The organism is Flavobacterium sp. 28YEA47A (assembly GCF_041262125.1).
Lineage (GTDB): Bacteria > Bacteroidota > Bacteroidia > Flavobacteriales > Flavobacteriaceae > Flavobacterium.
In genome coordinates, this window is record NZ_JBGCCI010000001.1 from 321,708 (window position 1) to 338,287 (window position 16,580).

A 16,580-nucleotide genomic window follows, 5' to 3' on the forward strand; every position below is an offset into this window, starting at 1 on the left:
ATTATGAGACTAATTATCACCATCGCATTTATGGCTTGCAGCTATATGGCAAGCGCACAGAAGACTACACCTACACCGCCAACACCACCAACACCGTCGACGCCATCAACATCGACCAAGGTTTCTTCAAACACTACTTCAGTAGTAACAATTAATGGAAAGACCTATGTTTCTACCGACTCATCAACTCCTGTAAAAGCAGAATCTAAAACCCGTAGTAAAAAAAGCAGCAGTTCTAGTAGTAGTTCTAGTTCTACATCTGTTTCTATCCAAAATTCAGATTTTACGTATTCCATAAGGGCCAGTTTTGACGACTATAAGACTGAAAAGGTTCGAAAAATTTTGATGGACAATCTTGAAAAAGACCATTTGAACAGCAAGGGGGACACCTATACATGGAAAAAATTGGAAGATGGCGAAGCGGCTTACAGCTTTACATTATCTGATGGAAGACTAAAAGGCACTGTAAACAAAGAATTAAACTCCAATAGCGCTGTAGACAAGTTTGTCGCTTTGGGTGAGAAGATTTCAGAAGCATTGTCTAACTAGATAATAAAAAACGGCTGAATGTTAAACATTCAGCCGTTTCCAAACTAACAATGAATCAAATCAGCTAACAGCGTTTGAAGCCTTGTCGTTTATTCCGGTTGCAGCATCGATGGCTTTTCCGGCAATATTTTTACTTTCCTTAATCATGGAATCTGCTTCGGCTACTGCCGAATCTTTTATCTTGCCTAAGGTATCTTTTACCTTTCCGGCCATATCGCCTGCTTTGTCAAGCATCGATCCAAAGTTAACATATCCTTTTTTGTGGCAAATTACTCCTACTACTGCTAAGGCTGCGACTCCCGCCGCTATTCCTAAAACTAATTTCTTGTTTGTCATAGCGCTGTTTTTTAATAATGATTTGTAAACTAACTAACTCGAATAAACTTTACATTAGATGAAAAGTGGAAAGCCATATTCTTCATCTTGACCGTCTAATTCTTGGTCTTCCTCTTCTTCATCGAAGATTTCCATCCTGTTTAATACCGTTTTTACAATGGTCACTAATGAGAGACCTACGATTCCGATCAATAAAAGGCTTTTTGTTTTCATTTTCTGTGCGTATTATTTTGGGTTATTAATTATTAATTCGTCATGAAGATACGACAAAATACGCAATGAGAATGCGGGTTTAATATAAATTTAATATAAAAACAACACATTTTGTAACAACGAGGAAGAAACGTGTAATGAGATTTTTTAGAGATTTGGGATTTTATGATTTTGGATTTAGGATTTGTGATTTTAGATTTATGATTTTAGATGTGACTATAATCTATTCCCTATAAATTTTTAATTAAATAATTCTTGCGGTTCTAATAAATAAGATTACTTTTGCAGCGAGAGACCTGGAAACAGGGTTACGCTCTCACCGCAAAAGTCGATCGCTCCAGGTCGGCTTTTGCATTTTTATAGGATTATGGATTTTGGATTTGTGATAGTAAGATTTGTGATTTATGATTTTAGATTTGCGACTCACACTACCAACTAAAAACTATCCACTACCAACTATCCACTATAAACTATCCATTATCCACTACCAACTAATCAATTCCTTCCCACCATTTAACCTTACTATCTAATACATCCAAATCCAGTACTTCTCCAATCATCGGGTGCACTATAGGTTGTCCTCTCTTTTCTGCTGCTGCGACTGCTCTTATGATGGAATCGTCCCAATCGTGAAGTGCCAGCGGAAACTTTGCCCAATGCACCGGAAGTAAAACCTTAGCATTTAGGTCTAATGCTGCCTGTACGGTCTGTTCTGGCATCATGTGGATATATTTCCAATTCTTGTTGTACTGTCCGCATTCCAATATGGCAAGATCAAATGGTCCAAATGCATCACCTGTCTGCTTGAAAAAAGTATCGTAGCCGGAATCACCTCCCACATATATTCTTTTTTGTGGCGTATTGAGTACAAAAGCCAACCAGATTGCCTGGTTTCTCTTAAAGCCTCTACCTGAAAAATGGCGAGCCGGAACTGCATGAATCTTAAAGCCTGAGCCCATATCCAATGACTCATGCCAGTTAAGCTCGTCGACAATCTTCATATCAAAATTCCAGCGCTCAAAATGCTCTCCTGTGCCTATGCCGGTAATGATTCTTTTTATTTTTGGTTTCAGTTGGAGCACGGTATCATAATCCAAATGATCCCAATGATCGTGCGAAATGAGTAGAAAATCAATTTCAGGCATATCGGCGGCACTATAAACATTCGCACCTTTAAACGCATTGACAGTAAATGACAATGGTGAAGCATGATTGCTAAACACCGGATCAACCAAAAAAGTCTTTCCGCTTAACTGCATAAAATAAGAAGAGTGGCCAAACCACACCAGCACATCTTTTTCGGGATCCAGATTTTTCAGATCGGTTTTTTGTGAAGGAATAACACCCGAAGGAATATTTCGTTTGCTTTTGCCAAAGAAAAAGTCTTTTAAAACGGTATATAGATTAGCTCCATCTGTAAGATCAGGCGTATCAGAAATATTCTGGAATTGGCCTTTTCCGTAATTCGAAAGCTGTTTGATACGTTCAACTCGTTTACCCGACGGCCGTCTTCCAAATTTCGGGTGATTAAAAAATAAAAAGACAGAGATTGCCAATAGGACACAGAGAGTAAAAATAAAAGTCATCTGATTTCAGGGTTTAACTACGCCAAAGCTATCGATAAATTGGATTCAAAAAATAAAAGCTATGCTAAATATAATATAACAAAATCAAAAAATGCTGTTGGATTTAGCATAACTGCTATTTCATTTTTAAATCGTATATTAGTAAGACAATTTTATAAATCAGCCATCATGAACGATAATTTCAAGACCATCATCGAATCCCTGATTAAAAACGGTTTCATAGAATCAGAACAGCATATTCGGGAACTCGGAAGTAAGCTCGATTTTAAGATTACGCAATATTCCTTGAATACGCCTCTCAGCTTTAAATTTCATAACAGCGAAGAGTTTGTCACGTTTCTCAACTTCTCAAATCCGGAAGAACTCGACGAAGAAAAGATTGGACTTATCAATGCTGCCCTACTTGAACAAGGACTGGATCCTGCTCACTTCTTTTATGTAAACTTTTTTAAAAAAGAAATCAACGAACTCTAGAATTTTAGATTTATGATGTAAGATTTTAGATTTGGGGTTGAAGTACATTTCATGATGTACATAAATCAAAAATAGATCCTGAACATTTATAGATTTCTGATTTAGGATTGAAGCCAAATTTATTACCGCTATCCTCAAAAATCTTAAATCAGAAATCTCAAATAAAAAATAGATTTAAGGCACATCTACATTCATAAATCTTAAATCACAAATCTTAAATATATTTCGATTGAAGTACATTTGCATTCATAAATCAAAAATCCTAAATCTAAAATCTTACACCATAAATCCATGAAACTCGTTTTCGCCTCGAACAACAAAAACAAAATTAAAGAAATACAAAATCTGCTTCCAGAAGGCATTCAGATATTAAGTCTGGAAGATATAGGTTGCCATGAAGATATTCCTGAAACGGCTGACACAATTGAGGGCAATGCTATCCTAAAAGCAGACTATGTTACCAAAAACTATGGCTATGACTGCTTTGCTGATGATTCAGGACTGGAAGTCAATGCTTTGGACGGTGCTCCCGGCGTTTACTCTGCCCGTTATGCTGGCGAACATAAAAACGATCAGGACAATATTGACAAACTCTTATTGGAACTGGAAAACAAAACGGACAGAAAAGCCAATTTCAAAACAGTTATAACATTGAACCTTAACGGAGAACAGACATTATTTACCGGAAAAATATTTGGCACCATCATTACAGAACGAAGAGGAACTAATGGTTTTGGATACGATCCTGTCTTCCTTCCTGATGGTTTTTCCTACACATTTGCGCAAATTTCACTCGATGAAAAGAGCTTAGTGAGCCATCGAGCGCAAGCTGTGAGGCAACTTATCGAGCACCTAAAAAAATAACTTTCTGATTTTCAATCACTCATAAAAAAATAAACTTCGTTTTTGCATTAGTTTTAATGATTTATTAAACGTACCTTTGCACCCTATTTTAAATAAATATATGAACAAATTTGAACAATTAGGATTGAGTGAGTCGCTGCAGAGGGCGATTTTAGATCTAGGATTTGAAAATCCGACAGAGGTGCAGGAAAAAGCGATTCCCCTATTATTGGCACAAGACACAGACATGGTTGCGTTGGCTCAGACAGGGACAGGGAAAACAGCAGCGTTTGGTTTTCCGCTTATCCAAAAGATTGATGCCGACAATAGAAATACTCAGGCGTTGGTTTTATCACCAACACGCGAACTTTGTTTGCAGATTACAAATGAAATCAAAAACTACTCTAAGTACGAAAAAGGTATTAATGTAGTTGCGATTTACGGCGGTGCCAGCATTACAGAGCAGGCTAGGGAAATTAAAAGAGGAGCACAAATTGTTGTAGCTACCCCGGGGAGAATGCAAGACATGATCAATAGAGGATTGGTGAACATTTCACAAATCAGCTATTGCGTACTTGACGAAGCAGACGAAATGTTGAATATGGGTTTTTATGAAGATATCGTAAACATCCTTTCAACTTCACCAGACGACAAAAACACATGGTTATTCTCGGCTACGATGCCAGCAGAAGTAGCTAGAATTGCAAAACAATTCATGAGCGAACCATTAGAAATTACTGTAGGAACCAAAAACTCTGGTTCTGCAACAGTTTCACACGAATTTTATTTGGTAAATGCTCGTGATCGTTACGAAGCATTGAAAAGATTGGCTGATGCTAATCCGGATATCTTTTCTGTGGTGTTTTGCCGTACGAAACGAGATACACAAGCAGTTGCTGAAAAATTAATAGAAGACGGATACAGTGCCGCTGCTTTGCACGGAGATTTATCTCAGGCACAGCGTGATGGCGTTATGAAATCATTCCGTGGAAGACAAATCCAGATGCTAGTAGCGACTGACGTTGCGGCTCGTGGAATTGACGTTGACAACGTAACTCACGTTATCAACTACCAGCTTCCTGACGAAGTAGAAACCTATAACCACCGTTCAGGAAGAACCGGACGTGCAGGAAAATTAGGAACTTCTATCGTAATCGTAACAAAAAGCGAATTGCGTAAGATTTCTGCTATCGAAAAAATCATCAAGCAGAAATTTGAAGAAAAGTCTATTCCTTCAGGAATCGAAATCTGCGAAATCCAATTGTTGCACTTAGCCAACAAGATTAAGGATACAGAAGTAGATCATGAAATTGACAACTATCTTCCGGCTATCAACAACGTTTTTGAAGCTCTTACAAAAGAAGAACTGATTAAGAGAATGGTTTCGGTAGAATTCAACCGTTTCATCAACTACTACAAGAAAAACAGAGATATTTCTGCACAATCTGCTGGCGAAAGACGTCCTTCAAGCGAAGGTGTTTCCAGAGATAGCAGTGGTGCAGTACGTTATTTCGTAAACATTGGTTCCAGAGATAATTTCGATTGGATGTCTTTAAAAGATTTCCTAAAAGAAACTTTAGATCTTGGACGTGACGATGTTTTCAAAGTAGACGTAAAAGAAGGTTTCTCTTTCTTCAATACTGATGCTGAACATGCAGACAAAGTAATGGATGTATTGAACGGAATCGAAATGGAAGGAAGACGTATTAATGTTGAGATTTCTAAAAATGACGGAGGTGGCAGAAGCAGCTCCAGAAGAGACCACAACGGCAGAGGAAACAGATCTGGCGGCGGTGGCGGATTCAGAAGCGACAGAAATTCAGCTCCAAGAAGAGAAGGTGGATTCAGAAGTGACAGAAGCGGAAGCGACAGAGGCGGTTCATCAGATAGACCACGCAGAAGCGAAGGTTTTTCTTCAGATCGTTCAGACCGTTCTGATCGTCCAAGAAGAGAAGGTGGTTTTTCTGAACGTTCTCCAAGACGTCCTGAAAACAGATCGGAATTTCCGAAAGCAAGAAGAACTAGAAGAGACTAAATCTTTTAGTTAATTTTCTTATAATTATATACAGACTGCAAAATATCTTAAAGAGTTTTATTACTTTTAACGCTTCTAACAAGGCTATGAGATATTTTGCAGTTTTCTTTTTCTTTTTCGTAACCTCTTTTGCTTTTGCACAGGATACAAAAATTTCGGCTACAGTAATTAACGACAATACTTTGCTCCCCCTGGCAGACGTTAGCGTAATTAACCTCAACAAGGTTAAAGGAACGACAACGAATGCAAGTGGTTATTTTGAGCTGGTTGCCGAAGTAAACGATACACTTCACATTTCGACTCTGGGATACAAATCCATTAAAGTAAGAGTTACTAATGACTGGTTCAAAACCAAAAGCACAAAAATTAAAATGACTGAAAAGGCTTATGCCTTAGATGAAGTAGTCATCAATCAATACAACTTGACCGGATATCTGGAAATTGATTATAAAATCATTCCTATAAAAGAAAACTACAGATACAGTATTTCAGGACTTTCACAAGGCTATGAAATGGGAAGATATTCTCCGGGTGCCTTTTCAAAAGTAGTAGGTTCCATTTTCAACCCTGCCGACATGCTTTATAATTTCTTCGGAAAAAAACCTACCGAACTAAAAAGGTTGAAAGAAATGAAAAAGGATGATGCCGTAAAGAATCTTCTGGCTTCCAAATTTGACAGAGAAACTTTAGGTGCCTTATTGGGCGTTACTCCTAATGAAATTGCCGAAATCTTGGAACGTTGCAACTATTCTGAAGCTTTTGTCAAAACGGCCAACGATTTGCAAATCATGGATGCCATCAACGAATGTTACGAAGAATATAAAATTCTGAAAGGTAAAAAATAATATTCCTATTCCGGAACATTATTCATTTCCATATACCGCTGTTCTATCCTTTTGATATCACGGATAGAGTTTTTAGCCCATGCCAATCTTCTAGAAAATATTTCATCTTCTGTTAACTTCCAATCTATATCCGATTGGCGTAAACGGCTCGTTATATCCTGAATCACTATCGCTGCCGAAACCGAAATATTCAAGCTTTCCGTAAAGCCAACCATTGGGATTTTCAAAAAACCATCGGCTTCGTCCATCACTTCGTCAGAAAGCCCTTTTCTTTCGGTACCAAAAAATAGTGCCGAACGCTTCGTAATATCAAATTCATGCAATAAACAGGAATCATTGTGAGGCGTTGTAGCAATAATCTGGTAGCCTTTTTCTTTTAAGGATTTCACACAATCGGCATTGGAATTGTATCGGCTAACATCAACCCATTTTTGGGCTCCCATAGCAATTTCCTTATCAATTGTTTTTCCATATTTTTCTTCAACAACATGAAGATTTTGGATACCAAACACTTCACAGCTGCGCATAACGGCACTGGTATTGTGAAGTTGGTAAATGTCTTCCAATGCAATCGTAAAATGATTGGTACGTTGTTCCAATATCTTTAAAAACTTCTCTACCCTGTTTTCTGTCAGAAATCCTTCCAGATAGGACAGATATTCAATTTCCCAGTCTTTTTCTTTCATTAATAAGTGGATTATAAAATAGTTTCCTTAACTTGGCTTACCTAAAATCTGGCCATGACTCAGGAAGAACTGCTGATGCAAATTTATAAAAAAGACGATAGAGCTTTTACGTTGCTCTATGATATGTACTCTAAAAGTCTTTTTAGCGTTATTTACAATCTGATACGCGATCATGAGGAAGCTGAAGACATTCTTCAGGAAACTTTTGTGAAAATATGGAAAAATATCGACAGCTATGATGAATCTAAAGGAAGATTCTACACCTGGATACTCAATATTTCCCGAAATACTTCTATAGACAGGCTTCGTTCCAAAGGATTTAACAACAGACAAAAAAACCTCTCGTCTGATAATTTCGTACATCTTCTCGATGACAGTAACAAATTGAATCATAAAATTGATACGATTGGAATCAAAGAATTTGTCAAGAAATTGAAACCGAAATGCATACAGATTCTCGATCTGCTATTCTTTAAAGGATATACGCAACAGGAAGCATCGGAAGAATTACAGATTCCGCTAGGCACCGTAAAAACACAGAACAGAAATTGTATTAATGATTTAAGAAACTTTTTAAAAGTATAATGGACAAGCAAGAATACATAGAGTCAGGTATTTTAGAATTGTATGTTTTTGGACAATTGGACGAGCCGGAATTCAGCAAAGTCACAGAAATGGCCAAAAATGACGAAGACATTCGTAATGAAATTATCTCGATAGAAAAAGCCATCATCAATTTTTCTGAAAGCATGGCTCCATTCCTTTCTTCAGAAAACTATGAAAAGATACGTGCCTCATTACTAATCAAACACAAAATAACAACCGATGAAAAGTCAAAACCAAGTATCGGTCTGTATTTGGGTTGGGCAGCATCCATATTGCTTATGATTGGCGTTGGATATCAATACGTACAATTAGAAGATAAAAAATCTAAAATCGAAACGATAGAAACAGAAAAAAGTAAATTGCAAAAGTCTGTATCCGACCTCGATCTGCAAAACAAAAATACGGAAGCCGCATTCGCAATTGTCCGCGATAACAGCAATACGATAGTCGCTATGGAAGGACAAGAAGTTTCACCACTGTCCTACTCAAAAGTCTATTGGAACAAGTCGACCAAAGCCGTGCATATTGATGCTACGGGCCTTCCTGAACCGCCTGAAGGAATGGTTTATCAGGTTTGGGCATTAAAACTTAATCCGCTGACTCCGACAAGTATCGGACTTCTTGAAAATTTCAAAGGCAATACAAAACGTTTCTTTACAGTTGAAAATGCAAATGAGGCAGAAGCTTTCGGAATTACGCTCGAACCGGCTGGCGGTAGCCCATCGCCTACTTTAGGACAGCTTTATACTTTAGGGAAAGCTTAATCTAAGTGGCTAAGGCTCTAAGGTACTGAGTTGCTAAGCTTTCTTTTCGATGGTACGGAGTGCTTTTTTAATGATATAATCGGTTTCCTTACATGGGGATTCTTTGCACCATCTTTCACAAAGTTCCATTACAAATTTGGGTTGTGATTTACTGGCATCATTGAGCCAGTTGCCTATGCTGTCCTGCACATATTTTGCCTTGTCAGAACGCATGGGTTCCAAAATTGGCAGGCCTAATTCCGGTTGTTGTTTCAGCAACTCAATATGTTCGCACCAAACTCCGCGAGGTCTGGTTGCTTCGCTTGCAAAACGTCTTACGTTCTCATCCTTGCTTTTTGTCCATTCTGAAAGGATTTTTATGCTTTGACTGATATCCTCTGAAATTAATTTTCGAACCGAAAGCCACGAAATTTCCCTTACTCCAAAATGGCTATCAGCGGCAAACGGTTTTATCAATTCCAATGTTTCTTCTAAAGTACAATTCTCATCACTTGCAATATAATAAGTTGTCCAACAACGAACTAAATCGGAAGGATGCGAAACAATTTCCATTAAAAATCGGGAATCATCGCCCTGTAAAGCCTGCTTATAAAGTCCTTTTCCAATGGTTTCATTAATCGTATTCACCGTTTGCTTTTTTAATCGCTCTATATCCTCTAAAACAAGAGCTAAATAAGATATTCTCTCTTTCTCTTCCAGCAAATTCTTAAGTAGTATTTTTTGATCGACTGCTAGCCATTCCACCAGATTTGCGGTTTCAATTTTCCCTGCATTCAACTGTTCCAGAATAGCTTTGGGAATATCTTTTGCGGAACGTGCTCCTTTTCTTTTTGTTTCGGCCATAACCTATAGTCTTTCTTCAAGAATGATATATCTTGTAATCTTTCTTTGATTATTTTTGTAAAAATCCTAAATCCGGTGCAGATAAACAATACCGCATATTTTTATCCCCTAGTGAACAAAAAATCAATTTTATGAAAGCAAAGGAAAGAGCAACCGAAAATAAAATATGTCCGTTAGAAATTGCGGTAAATTCTATATCCGGAAAATGGAAAATCCCTATCGTGTGGCAGATTAACGAAGGTAAAAAACGCCCTAGTGAATTTCTCAGAGGTATTGCCAAAGTAGATAGACGTGTATTGAACCAGCAATTGAAAGAAATGGAAAATGACGGTATCTTAACCAAAGAAATTTTTAATGAATTGCCGCCTCGCGTAGAATATTCCTTGACAGAATTAGGAGAAAAGCTCGTCCTGGTTTTATGGCAATTAAACGATTGGGGAAAATTACTATTGGAAAAAGAAACCCTACATCCTGAAACACAAACACTATGAAAAAAAAACTTGTAGTTCTTACCGGAGCCGGAATCAGTGCTGAAAGCGGCATCAAAACTTTTCGCGACTCAGACGGATTATGGGAAGGCCACGACATTATGGAAGTTGCCTCACCAGAAGGTTGGAAAAAAAATCCTGTGCTGGTTTTGGATTTCTACAACAAAAGACGCCAACAGCTTAAAGAAGTCCTGCCCAACGCTGCCCATACAATCCTGGCGGAATTGGAACAGCATTTCGATGTACATATCATTACGCAAAATGTAGACGATCTCCATGAAAGAGCCGGAAGCAGCAAAGTATTGCACCTGCATGGAGAATTGCTCAAAGCACGCAGCACCCAAAATCACCGCCATATCATAGATTGGGAAGACGATTTGTTTTTAGGAAATCTCGACGCCAACGGACACCAGCTCCGTCCGCATATTGTATGGTTTGGTGAAGCTGTACCAGCACTGGATGAAGCCGTAAGAATCACGCACGATGCCGATTTCTTTGCCGTAGTAGGAACTTCATTGCAAGTGTATCCAGCTGCAGGTTTGGTTGATTTTGCAAAACCGGGAACGCCTTTATATTATATCGATTTAAAACCTGCCCGAATCACGAACCTAAGCAACGAACTAGAAGTTATTGCCAAAACAGCATCTGAAGGCATGAAAATCTTAAAAGAAAAGCTGCTTGTGCTTGCCTAATATCGCTTTTTTATCTTTTATACGTCAGGCAGATAAAGTATATTTGCGCTTAATAACAACACAAAATGACAACGCTAACTGAACTAAATGCTATATCTCCGATTGACGGACGGTATAGAAGCAAAACGTATTCCTTATCACACTATTTCTCTGAAGAAGCATTGATCCGCTATCGGGTGCTTGTTGAAATAGAATATTTCATTTCTCTTTGCCAGATTCCTTTGCCACAACTAAAAACTGTAGATGCATCGCTGTTTGACAGTCTGAGAGCTATCTATAAAAATTTCAGCGCTGAGGATGCCAAAGCCATCAAGGAAATTGAAAAAACAACAAATCACGATGTCAAAGCCGTAGAATATTTTATCAAAGAAGCTTTTGACAAACTCGGACTATCCGAATATAAAGAGTTTATCCATTTTGGATTGACTTCTCAAGACATCAACAATACTGCAATTCCGTTATCTACCAAAGAGGCCTTTCAGGAAGTATATCTTAAATCACTGATTGAGCTGACAGCCAAACTTAAAGAATTAAGTACAGAATGGGCAAACGTACCAATGTTAGCCAGAACTCACGGACAGCCTGCCTCTCCTACCCGATTAGGTAAAGAAATAGCTGTTTTTGTAGAAAGATTGGAAGAACAGATGCGCCTTCTTTTTAATGTTCCTTTTGCTGCCAAATTTGGAGGTGCAACCGGAAATTTCAACGCCCATCATGTGGCTTACAAACAGATTGACTGGAAACAGTTTGGAAAAGATTTCGTAGAAGGAACTTTGGGATTACAGCATTCGTTCCCAACAACGCAGATTGAACATTACGACCATTTTGCCGCTTTTTTTGATGCACTCAAAAGAATCAATACTATTCTAATTGACCTTGACAGAGACATCTGGACGTATGTATCCATGGATTATTTCAAGCAGAAAATCAAAGCCGGAGAAGTTGGATCATCTGCTATGCCACACAAAGTTAATCCAATTGATTTTGAAAACTCAGAAGGAAACCTTGGAATTGCAAATGCTATTTTTGAACACCTTTCTGCCAAACTTCCATTATCAAGATTACAGAGAGACCTTACTGATAGTACGGTATTGAGAAATATTGGCGTTCCTATGGGGCATACGCTTATTGGCTTTGAAGCCACTTTAAAAGGACTGAACAAATTATTACTGAATGCAGCCAAATTTGAAGAAGATTTGGAAAGAAACTGGGCTGTTGTTGCCGAGGCTATCCAGACTATCCTGAGAAGAGAAGGCTATCCGAATCCGTATGAAGCCTTAAAAGGACTTACCAGAACCAATGAAGTAATGAATAAAGAATCCATCCATAATTTTATCAAAACCTTGGATGTTTCCGATAGCGTAAAAGCAGAATTGCTAGTAATTACGCCAAGTAATTACTTAGGGATCTAAGATTTAAAATTTCAAACATTATAAAAAGTCTCGAGCAACAACATCAAATACTGCTCGAGATTTTTTTTTGCCAATTTCTTTTTTTTCCCGACATTTAAATTACCTAAGCACACCACAACTATACACTATCAACCAACCACTACCAACTAAATCGATGTTTAAGAACAAAATTTTAATATTGTTTGCTCATCCTTTATTCGAAAAATCTTTTGCGAATAGAATTATAGCGGGACATATCCCGGATTCCGAAAACATCACCTTTCACGATTTATACGAACTTTACCCGGAACTTGATATCGATGTCAAACGCGAACAGGAGTTGCTAAAACAACATGATATTATCATCTGGCAACATCCAATGTATTGGTACAGTTGCCCGCCTTTGCTAAAACAATGGATTGATATGGTTCTGGAATATGGCTGGGCTTATGGAAAACACGGATTAGCACTACAAGACAAAATCATTTTTCAGGCCATTACCACTGGTGCCAATGCCGAAAATTATTCGGCAGAAGGATTACATCTGTTTACAATACCGGAACTATTACGGCCTTTTAGCCAAACTGCCAAAGTCTGTCGTATGGAATACCTGCCGCCTTTTGTAATTCACGGCACGCACAAAATGGACGAACAGACCTGTCACGAAAAAGGAGCCCATTACGCACGGCTGCTTACCTATCTTGAAAATAACGAAGTTGACATTCGGGAATTACAGGAGTTTTTCTACATGAACGATTGGATGCAATCTAAAAATATTTGACATGGAAAATAGTTTTTTTCTTCAGGCAATAATCTATCTGGCCGCAGCAGTAATCTGTGTCCCGATAGCCAAGAAAATCGGGCTCAGCTCCATCTTAGGCTATCTGTTTTCAGGAATTATTATTGGCCCATTTGTTTTGGGATTTATAGGATCTGAAGGACAAGACCTGATGCATTTTGCTGAATTTGGCGTGGTCATGATGCTGTTTTTAATCGGATTGGAATTAGATCCGTACAAATTCTGGAAAATGAGGCGTTTTATTTTAGGCATGGGATCGCTTCAGGTAGGCATTACTTCTTTGGTACTTTTTATCTGTTCTTCAATTATTTTTGACTGGAACTGGCAAACGGCACTGACTATTTCGCTGGCATTATCATTATCTTCAACTGCAATCGTATTGCAGACGCTCAAAGAAAAAGGAATGCTGCAAACATCCGTTGGTCGTTCTTCTTTTGCCGTGTTGCTCTTTCAGGACATAGCCGTTATTCCTATACTTGCTATCATACCTTTACTGGTTTCCAGCTCCAATATAATTCCTGACGAAGACTTACATCATTCCCTGATTTCCAATCTTGACGGTTGGCTACAGACCTTAATCGTAACAGGAGTTATTGCGGCCATTTATTTTGGCGGGAAATATATCATCGTACCTTTGCTTCATATTGTGGCCAAAACGAGATTACAAGAATTATTTACGGCTTCAGCTTTGTTGTTAGTCCTGGGTGTTTCTTATTTAATGCAGGTAGTTGGATTAAGCCCGGCCTTGGGTGCTTTTATGGCAGGAGTCGTTTTAGCCAATTCGGAATTCCGCCATGAACTGGAAGGCGATATTGCACCTTTTAAGGGTTTACTTTTAGGATTGTTTTTTATTGGCGTAGGCGCTTCTATCAATTTCAGGCTGATTATCGAAAATCCGGCCTTTATCTTGATTTTTGGATTTATACTAACGATGATCAAATTCTTTGTTTTCTTAGGAATAGGAAAACTGTACAATAAAAAAATCGACCAGAACTTTATCTTTTCCATCGGATTGAGCCAGGCGGGTGAATTCGGATTTGTAATCATGAGCTTTTCTATGGAATTGAATATGATCCCGAATATGCTCGCCAATCAGATTATGGCTATTATTGCGATCAGTATGATTTCTACTCCTTTCCTGTTGCTGATTAATGAAAGACTGATTGATCCTTATTTTGGCGTAAAAGAGAAAGAAACCAATACTTATGACGAAATCAATGAACATAATGAGGTAATCATTGCCGGTTTTGGAAATTTTGGCAGTACAATAGGCCGTCTTTTAAAAACCAATAAGATTCCGGCAACCATCCTCGACCTGGATTCTGATCGTGTGGATTCGCTTCGGAAAATGGGTTTTAAGGTATATTATGGTGATGCTACCCGATTAGAGTTACTCAAAGCTGCCGGTTGTGAAAATGCAAAGCTGTTTATTGCTGCAATTGACAACCCAACTGTAAACCTCATCGTAATTGAAATGCTTAAAAAACATTTTCCTCATTTGAAAATTCTGGCAAGAGCCCGAAACAGAAATGATGCCTTTGAGATAATTGACATGGGAATCGAAAATATCTACCGTGAAAATCTTTATAGTGCTGTCCACTTAGGCATCGATGCTTTGGTTTATTTGGGCCATCGTCGTTATTCAGCAACCCGACAAGGACAGCGGTTTATCAAATATGACGAAGATGCAATTTTCAGGTTGGCAAAAAAACGCCATGACAAGAAAGCGTTTATGATTTCGGCTATGGAAGAAATCGAAATGCAGGAACAACTTTTCAAAAGCGACTTGCTCAATCCTATGGGACCTGACGATCATGCCTGGGATAGCGAAAATCTGAAAAAAGATACTTCAGCCTAATAAAAAAACCGGAGAACATAAATGAACTCCGGTTGTATATACTGTTGAGAAAAATTATCTTGAATAATTTGGCGCTTCTTTTGTAATGGTCACATTATGCGGATGGCTTTCACCTATACCGCTGGCAGTAATCCTAACAAAACGACCTGTTTCCTGTAAAGTCTGAATGTCTTTTGAACCGCAATAGCCCATTCCTGCTCTAAGTCCGCCTACAAACTGAAGCATACTTTCCAACAATTCTCCTTTGTACGGAACACGTCCAACGATTCCTTCCGGAACCAGTTTTTTGATATCATCTTCCACATCCTGGAAATAACGGTCTTTAGAACCTTCCTGCATAGCTTCAACCGATCCCATTCCTCTATACGATTTGAATTTTCTTCCTTCAAAGATGATGGTTTCACCAGGAGATTCTTTTGTTCCTGCTAAAAGCGAACCTAGCATAACGCAGTCAGCACCAGCTGCAATTGCTTTTGGAATATCTCCCGTATAGCGAATACCGCCATCAGCAATTACCGGAACTCCTGAACCTTTAACAGCCGCCGCAACTTCTAATACAGCAGAAAACTGTGGAAATCCTACACCGGCAACCACACGGGTCGTACAGATAGAACCCGGTCCAATTCCTACTTTTATACCATCTGCCCCATTTTCTACTAAATATTTAGCAGCTTCTGGAGTAGCAATATTTCCAACAACAACATCCAGTTCAGGGAAGCTTTTCTTTACATTTTTCAATACATCTACCACACCTTTTGTATGTCCGTGAGCCGTATCGATAATAACCGCATCAACTCCAGCTGCAACCAAAGCACCTGCTCTCTGTACCGCATCTGCTGTAACACCTAAGGCGGCTGCAACTCTCAAACGTCCAAATCTGTCTTTATTGGCGATAGGTTTTTGTGTCAGTTTTGTAATATCTCTAAAGGTAATCAGACCTACCAACTTATAGTCAGCATTTACTACCGGTAGTTTTTCGATTTTATTTTTTTGAAGTATTCCTTCAGCAACTTCTAATGTAGTTCCTTCACCAGCCGTAACTAATTTTTCTGTTGTCATTACTTCCAGGATGGAACGAGTATTGTTTTTTTCAAAACGCAGGTCGCGATTGGTAACGATTCCTTTTAGTATCTGATTTTCATCTACCACAGGAATACCTCCAATACTGTATTCTCTCATTACTTGTTTGGCATCACCAACTGTTGCTGTTAGAGGCAAAGTTACCGGATCGATAATCATTCCTGACTCGGCTCTTTTCACTTTTCGTACTTCAGCAGCCTGCTGGTCGATTGTCATGTTTTTATGCAAAACGCCGATACCGCCCTCCTGAGCCATTGCAATTGCCATAGCGCTTTCTGTAACCGTATCCATTGCTGCTGAAACAATTGGAACGTTTAATGTGATATTGCGTGAAAATTTAGATTGAATGCTTACTTCTCGGGGTAAAACTTCAGAATAATTGGGAATTAGGAGGACATCATCATAGGTTAGTCCTTCTCCTATAACTTTAGTTGAGTGTGCTTTCATGTTGCAATTTGTAGTTAAATTGCGTGCAAATATAGTTAATTTTCA

General features: G+C 38.5%; 18 protein-coding genes. 12 read left to right on the plus strand and 6 right to left on the minus strand.

Going from position 1 to position 16,580, the window contains the following annotated elements; genetic code table 11:
• Window positions 1–3: 3 nt before the first annotated feature.
• Complete coding sequence (locus ABH942_RS01515; RefSeq protein ID WP_370029234.1) at window positions 4–549, plus strand: hypothetical protein; 546 nt, start codon at window positions 4–6, stop codon at window positions 547–549.
• Window positions 550–609: 60 nt separating this feature from the next.
• Here the strand turns inward: ABH942_RS01515 and ABH942_RS01520 are convergent, their stop codons facing one another.
• The 3 genes from ABH942_RS01520 to ABH942_RS01530 form a co-directional block, all read right to left on the minus strand.
• The gene (locus tag ABH942_RS01520; RefSeq protein WP_370029235.1) at window positions 610–885 is read right to left on the minus strand and encodes a hypothetical protein; all 276 of its coding nucleotides are present in this window, start codon (window positions 883–885) and stop codon (window positions 610–612) included.
• Window positions 886–939: 54 nt separating this feature from the next.
• Complete coding sequence (locus tag ABH942_RS01525; protein WP_370029236.1) at window positions 940–1,098, minus strand: hypothetical protein; 159 nt, start codon at window positions 1,096–1,098, stop codon at window positions 940–942.
• A 491-nt stretch (window positions 1,099–1,589) separates the two neighbouring features.
• A complete protein-coding gene (locus tag ABH942_RS01530; RefSeq protein ID WP_370029237.1) occupies window positions 1,590–2,684 on the minus strand; it encodes an MBL fold metallo-hydrolase in 1,095 nt (364 codons plus the stop codon).
• A gap of 168 nt (window positions 2,685–2,852) precedes the next feature.
• On the opposite strand from ABH942_RS01530, the gene ABH942_RS01535 reads away from it, so the two are divergent.
• The 4 genes from ABH942_RS01535 (at window position 2,853) to ABH942_RS01550 (ending at window position 6,881) form a co-directional block, all read left to right on the plus strand.
• On the plus strand, window positions 2,853–3,158 hold the full coding sequence (locus tag ABH942_RS01535; protein WP_370029238.1) for a hypothetical protein: 306 nt from the start codon (window positions 2,853–2,855) through the stop codon (window positions 3,156–3,158).
• Between the two features lie 291 nt (window positions 3,159–3,449).
• On the plus strand, window positions 3,450–4,022 hold the full coding sequence (locus ABH942_RS01540) for a non-canonical purine NTP diphosphatase (RefSeq protein WP_370029239.1): 573 nt from the start codon (window positions 3,450–3,452) through the stop codon (window positions 4,020–4,022).
• Between the two features lie 100 nt (window positions 4,023–4,122).
• Window positions 4,123–6,036 carry a DEAD/DEAH box helicase gene (locus tag ABH942_RS01545; protein WP_370029240.1) on the plus strand — a complete coding sequence of 638 codons (1,914 nt, stop codon included), beginning with the start codon at window positions 4,123–4,125 and terminating at the stop codon, window positions 6,034–6,036.
• 86 nt (window positions 6,037–6,122) lie between these two features.
• The gene (locus ABH942_RS01550; protein WP_370029241.1) at window positions 6,123–6,881 is read left to right on the plus strand and encodes a carboxypeptidase-like regulatory domain-containing protein; all 759 of its coding nucleotides are present in this window, start codon (window positions 6,123–6,125) and stop codon (window positions 6,879–6,881) included.
• Between the two features lie 5 nt (window positions 6,882–6,886).
• Here ABH942_RS01550 and ABH942_RS01555 read toward each other — a convergent pair whose 3' ends face one another.
• Complete coding sequence (locus ABH942_RS01555; protein WP_370029242.1) at window positions 6,887–7,567, minus strand: TrmH family RNA methyltransferase; 681 nt, start codon at window positions 7,565–7,567, stop codon at window positions 6,887–6,889.
• Window positions 7,568–7,621: 54 nt separating this feature from the next.
• Between ABH942_RS01555 and ABH942_RS01560 the strand changes: the two genes are divergently transcribed.
• The gene (locus tag ABH942_RS01560) at window positions 7,622–8,152 is read left to right on the plus strand and encodes an RNA polymerase sigma factor (RefSeq protein ID WP_370029243.1); all 531 of its coding nucleotides are present in this window, start codon (window positions 7,622–7,624) and stop codon (window positions 8,150–8,152) included.
• Window positions 8,152–8,937 (plus strand): anti-sigma factor domain-containing protein, encoded by a 786-nt coding sequence (locus ABH942_RS01565; protein WP_370029244.1) that lies wholly within the window; start codon window positions 8,152–8,154, stop codon window positions 8,935–8,937. The genes ABH942_RS01560 and ABH942_RS01565 overlap by 1 nt, the downstream gene beginning before the upstream one ends.
• Before the next feature lie 33 nt (window positions 8,938–8,970).
• Here the strand turns inward: ABH942_RS01565 and ABH942_RS01570 are convergent, their stop codons facing one another.
• Complete coding sequence (locus tag ABH942_RS01570) at window positions 8,971–9,780, minus strand: DNA alkylation repair protein (RefSeq protein WP_370029245.1); 810 nt, start codon at window positions 9,778–9,780, stop codon at window positions 8,971–8,973.
• Window positions 9,781–9,911: 131 nt separating this feature from the next.
• On the opposite strand from ABH942_RS01570, the gene ABH942_RS01575 reads away from it, so the two are divergent.
• From ABH942_RS01575 to ABH942_RS01595, 5 genes are all read left to right on the plus strand, one after another.
• A complete protein-coding gene (locus ABH942_RS01575; protein WP_370029246.1) occupies window positions 9,912–10,271 on the plus strand; it encodes a winged helix-turn-helix transcriptional regulator in 360 nt (119 codons plus the stop codon).
• Complete coding sequence (locus ABH942_RS01580) at window positions 10,268–10,960, plus strand: NAD-dependent deacetylase (RefSeq protein ID WP_370029247.1); 693 nt, start codon at window positions 10,268–10,270, stop codon at window positions 10,958–10,960. Before ABH942_RS01575 ends, ABH942_RS01580 begins: the two co-directional genes overlap by 4 nt.
• 65 nt (window positions 10,961–11,025) lie before the next feature.
• Window positions 11,026–12,372 (plus strand): adenylosuccinate lyase, encoded by a 1,347-nt coding sequence (gene purB, locus ABH942_RS01585; RefSeq protein WP_370029248.1) that lies wholly within the window; start codon window positions 11,026–11,028, stop codon window positions 12,370–12,372.
• A gap of 154 nt (window positions 12,373–12,526) precedes the next feature.
• Entirely contained in the window at window positions 12,527–13,132 is a 606-nt protein-coding gene (locus ABH942_RS01590; RefSeq protein ID WP_370029249.1) for an NAD(P)H-dependent oxidoreductase, read from the plus strand.
• Between the two features lies 1 nt (window position 13,133).
• On the plus strand, window positions 13,134–15,008 hold the full coding sequence (locus ABH942_RS01595) for a monovalent cation:proton antiporter-2 (CPA2) family protein (protein ID WP_370029250.1): 1,875 nt from the start codon (window positions 13,134–13,136) through the stop codon (window positions 15,006–15,008).
• A gap of 54 nt (window positions 15,009–15,062) precedes the next feature.
• Here ABH942_RS01595 and guaB read toward each other — a convergent pair whose 3' ends face one another.
• Window positions 15,063–16,535 (minus strand): IMP dehydrogenase, encoded by a 1,473-nt coding sequence (guaB, locus tag ABH942_RS01600; protein WP_370029251.1) that lies wholly within the window; start codon window positions 16,533–16,535, stop codon window positions 15,063–15,065.
• Window positions 16,536–16,580 lie beyond the last annotated feature (45 nt).

Bases quoted from the DNA above. Each gene is read 5' to 3' on its own strand.
- ABH942_RS01515 (WP_370029234.1), top strand. From the start codon at position 4: ATGAGACTAATTATCACCATCGCATTTATGGCTTGCAGCTATATGGCA.
- ABH942_RS01520 (WP_370029235.1), bottom strand. From the start codon at position 885: ATGACAAACAAGAAATTAGTTTTAGGAATAGCGGCGGGAGTCGCAGCC.
- ABH942_RS01525 (WP_370029236.1), bottom strand. From the start codon at position 1,098: ATGAAAACAAAAAGCCTTTTATTGATCGGAATCGTAGGTCTCTCATTA.
- ABH942_RS01530 (WP_370029237.1), bottom strand. From the start codon at position 2,684: ATGACTTTTATTTTTACTCTCTGTGTCCTATTGGCAATCTCTGTCTTT.
- ABH942_RS01535 (WP_370029238.1), top strand. From the start codon at position 2,853: ATGAACGATAATTTCAAGACCATCATCGAATCCCTGATTAAAAACGGT.
- ABH942_RS01540 (WP_370029239.1), top strand. From the start codon at position 3,450: ATGAAACTCGTTTTCGCCTCGAACAACAAAAACAAAATTAAAGAAATA.
- ABH942_RS01545 (WP_370029240.1), top strand. From the start codon at position 4,123: ATGAACAAATTTGAACAATTAGGATTGAGTGAGTCGCTGCAGAGGGCG.
- ABH942_RS01550 (WP_370029241.1), top strand. From the start codon at position 6,123: ATGAGATATTTTGCAGTTTTCTTTTTCTTTTTCGTAACCTCTTTTGCT.
- ABH942_RS01555 (WP_370029242.1), bottom strand. From the start codon at position 7,567: ATGAAAGAAAAAGACTGGGAAATTGAATATCTGTCCTATCTGGAAGGA.
- ABH942_RS01560 (WP_370029243.1), top strand. From the start codon at position 7,622: ATGACTCAGGAAGAACTGCTGATGCAAATTTATAAAAAAGACGATAGA.
- ABH942_RS01565 (WP_370029244.1), top strand. From the start codon at position 8,152: ATGGACAAGCAAGAATACATAGAGTCAGGTATTTTAGAATTGTATGTT.
- ABH942_RS01570 (WP_370029245.1), bottom strand. From the start codon at position 9,780: ATGGCCGAAACAAAAAGAAAAGGAGCACGTTCCGCAAAAGATATTCCC.
- ABH942_RS01575 (WP_370029246.1), top strand. From the start codon at position 9,912: ATGAAAGCAAAGGAAAGAGCAACCGAAAATAAAATATGTCCGTTAGAA.
- ABH942_RS01580 (WP_370029247.1), top strand. From the start codon at position 10,268: ATGAAAAAAAAACTTGTAGTTCTTACCGGAGCCGGAATCAGTGCTGAA.
- purB (WP_370029248.1), top strand. From the start codon at position 11,026: ATGACAACGCTAACTGAACTAAATGCTATATCTCCGATTGACGGACGG.
- ABH942_RS01590 (WP_370029249.1), top strand. From the start codon at position 12,527: ATGTTTAAGAACAAAATTTTAATATTGTTTGCTCATCCTTTATTCGAA.
- ABH942_RS01595 (WP_370029250.1), top strand. From the start codon at position 13,134: ATGGAAAATAGTTTTTTTCTTCAGGCAATAATCTATCTGGCCGCAGCA.
- guaB (WP_370029251.1), bottom strand. From the start codon at position 16,535: ATGAAAGCACACTCAACTAAAGTTATAGGAGAAGGACTAACCTATGAT.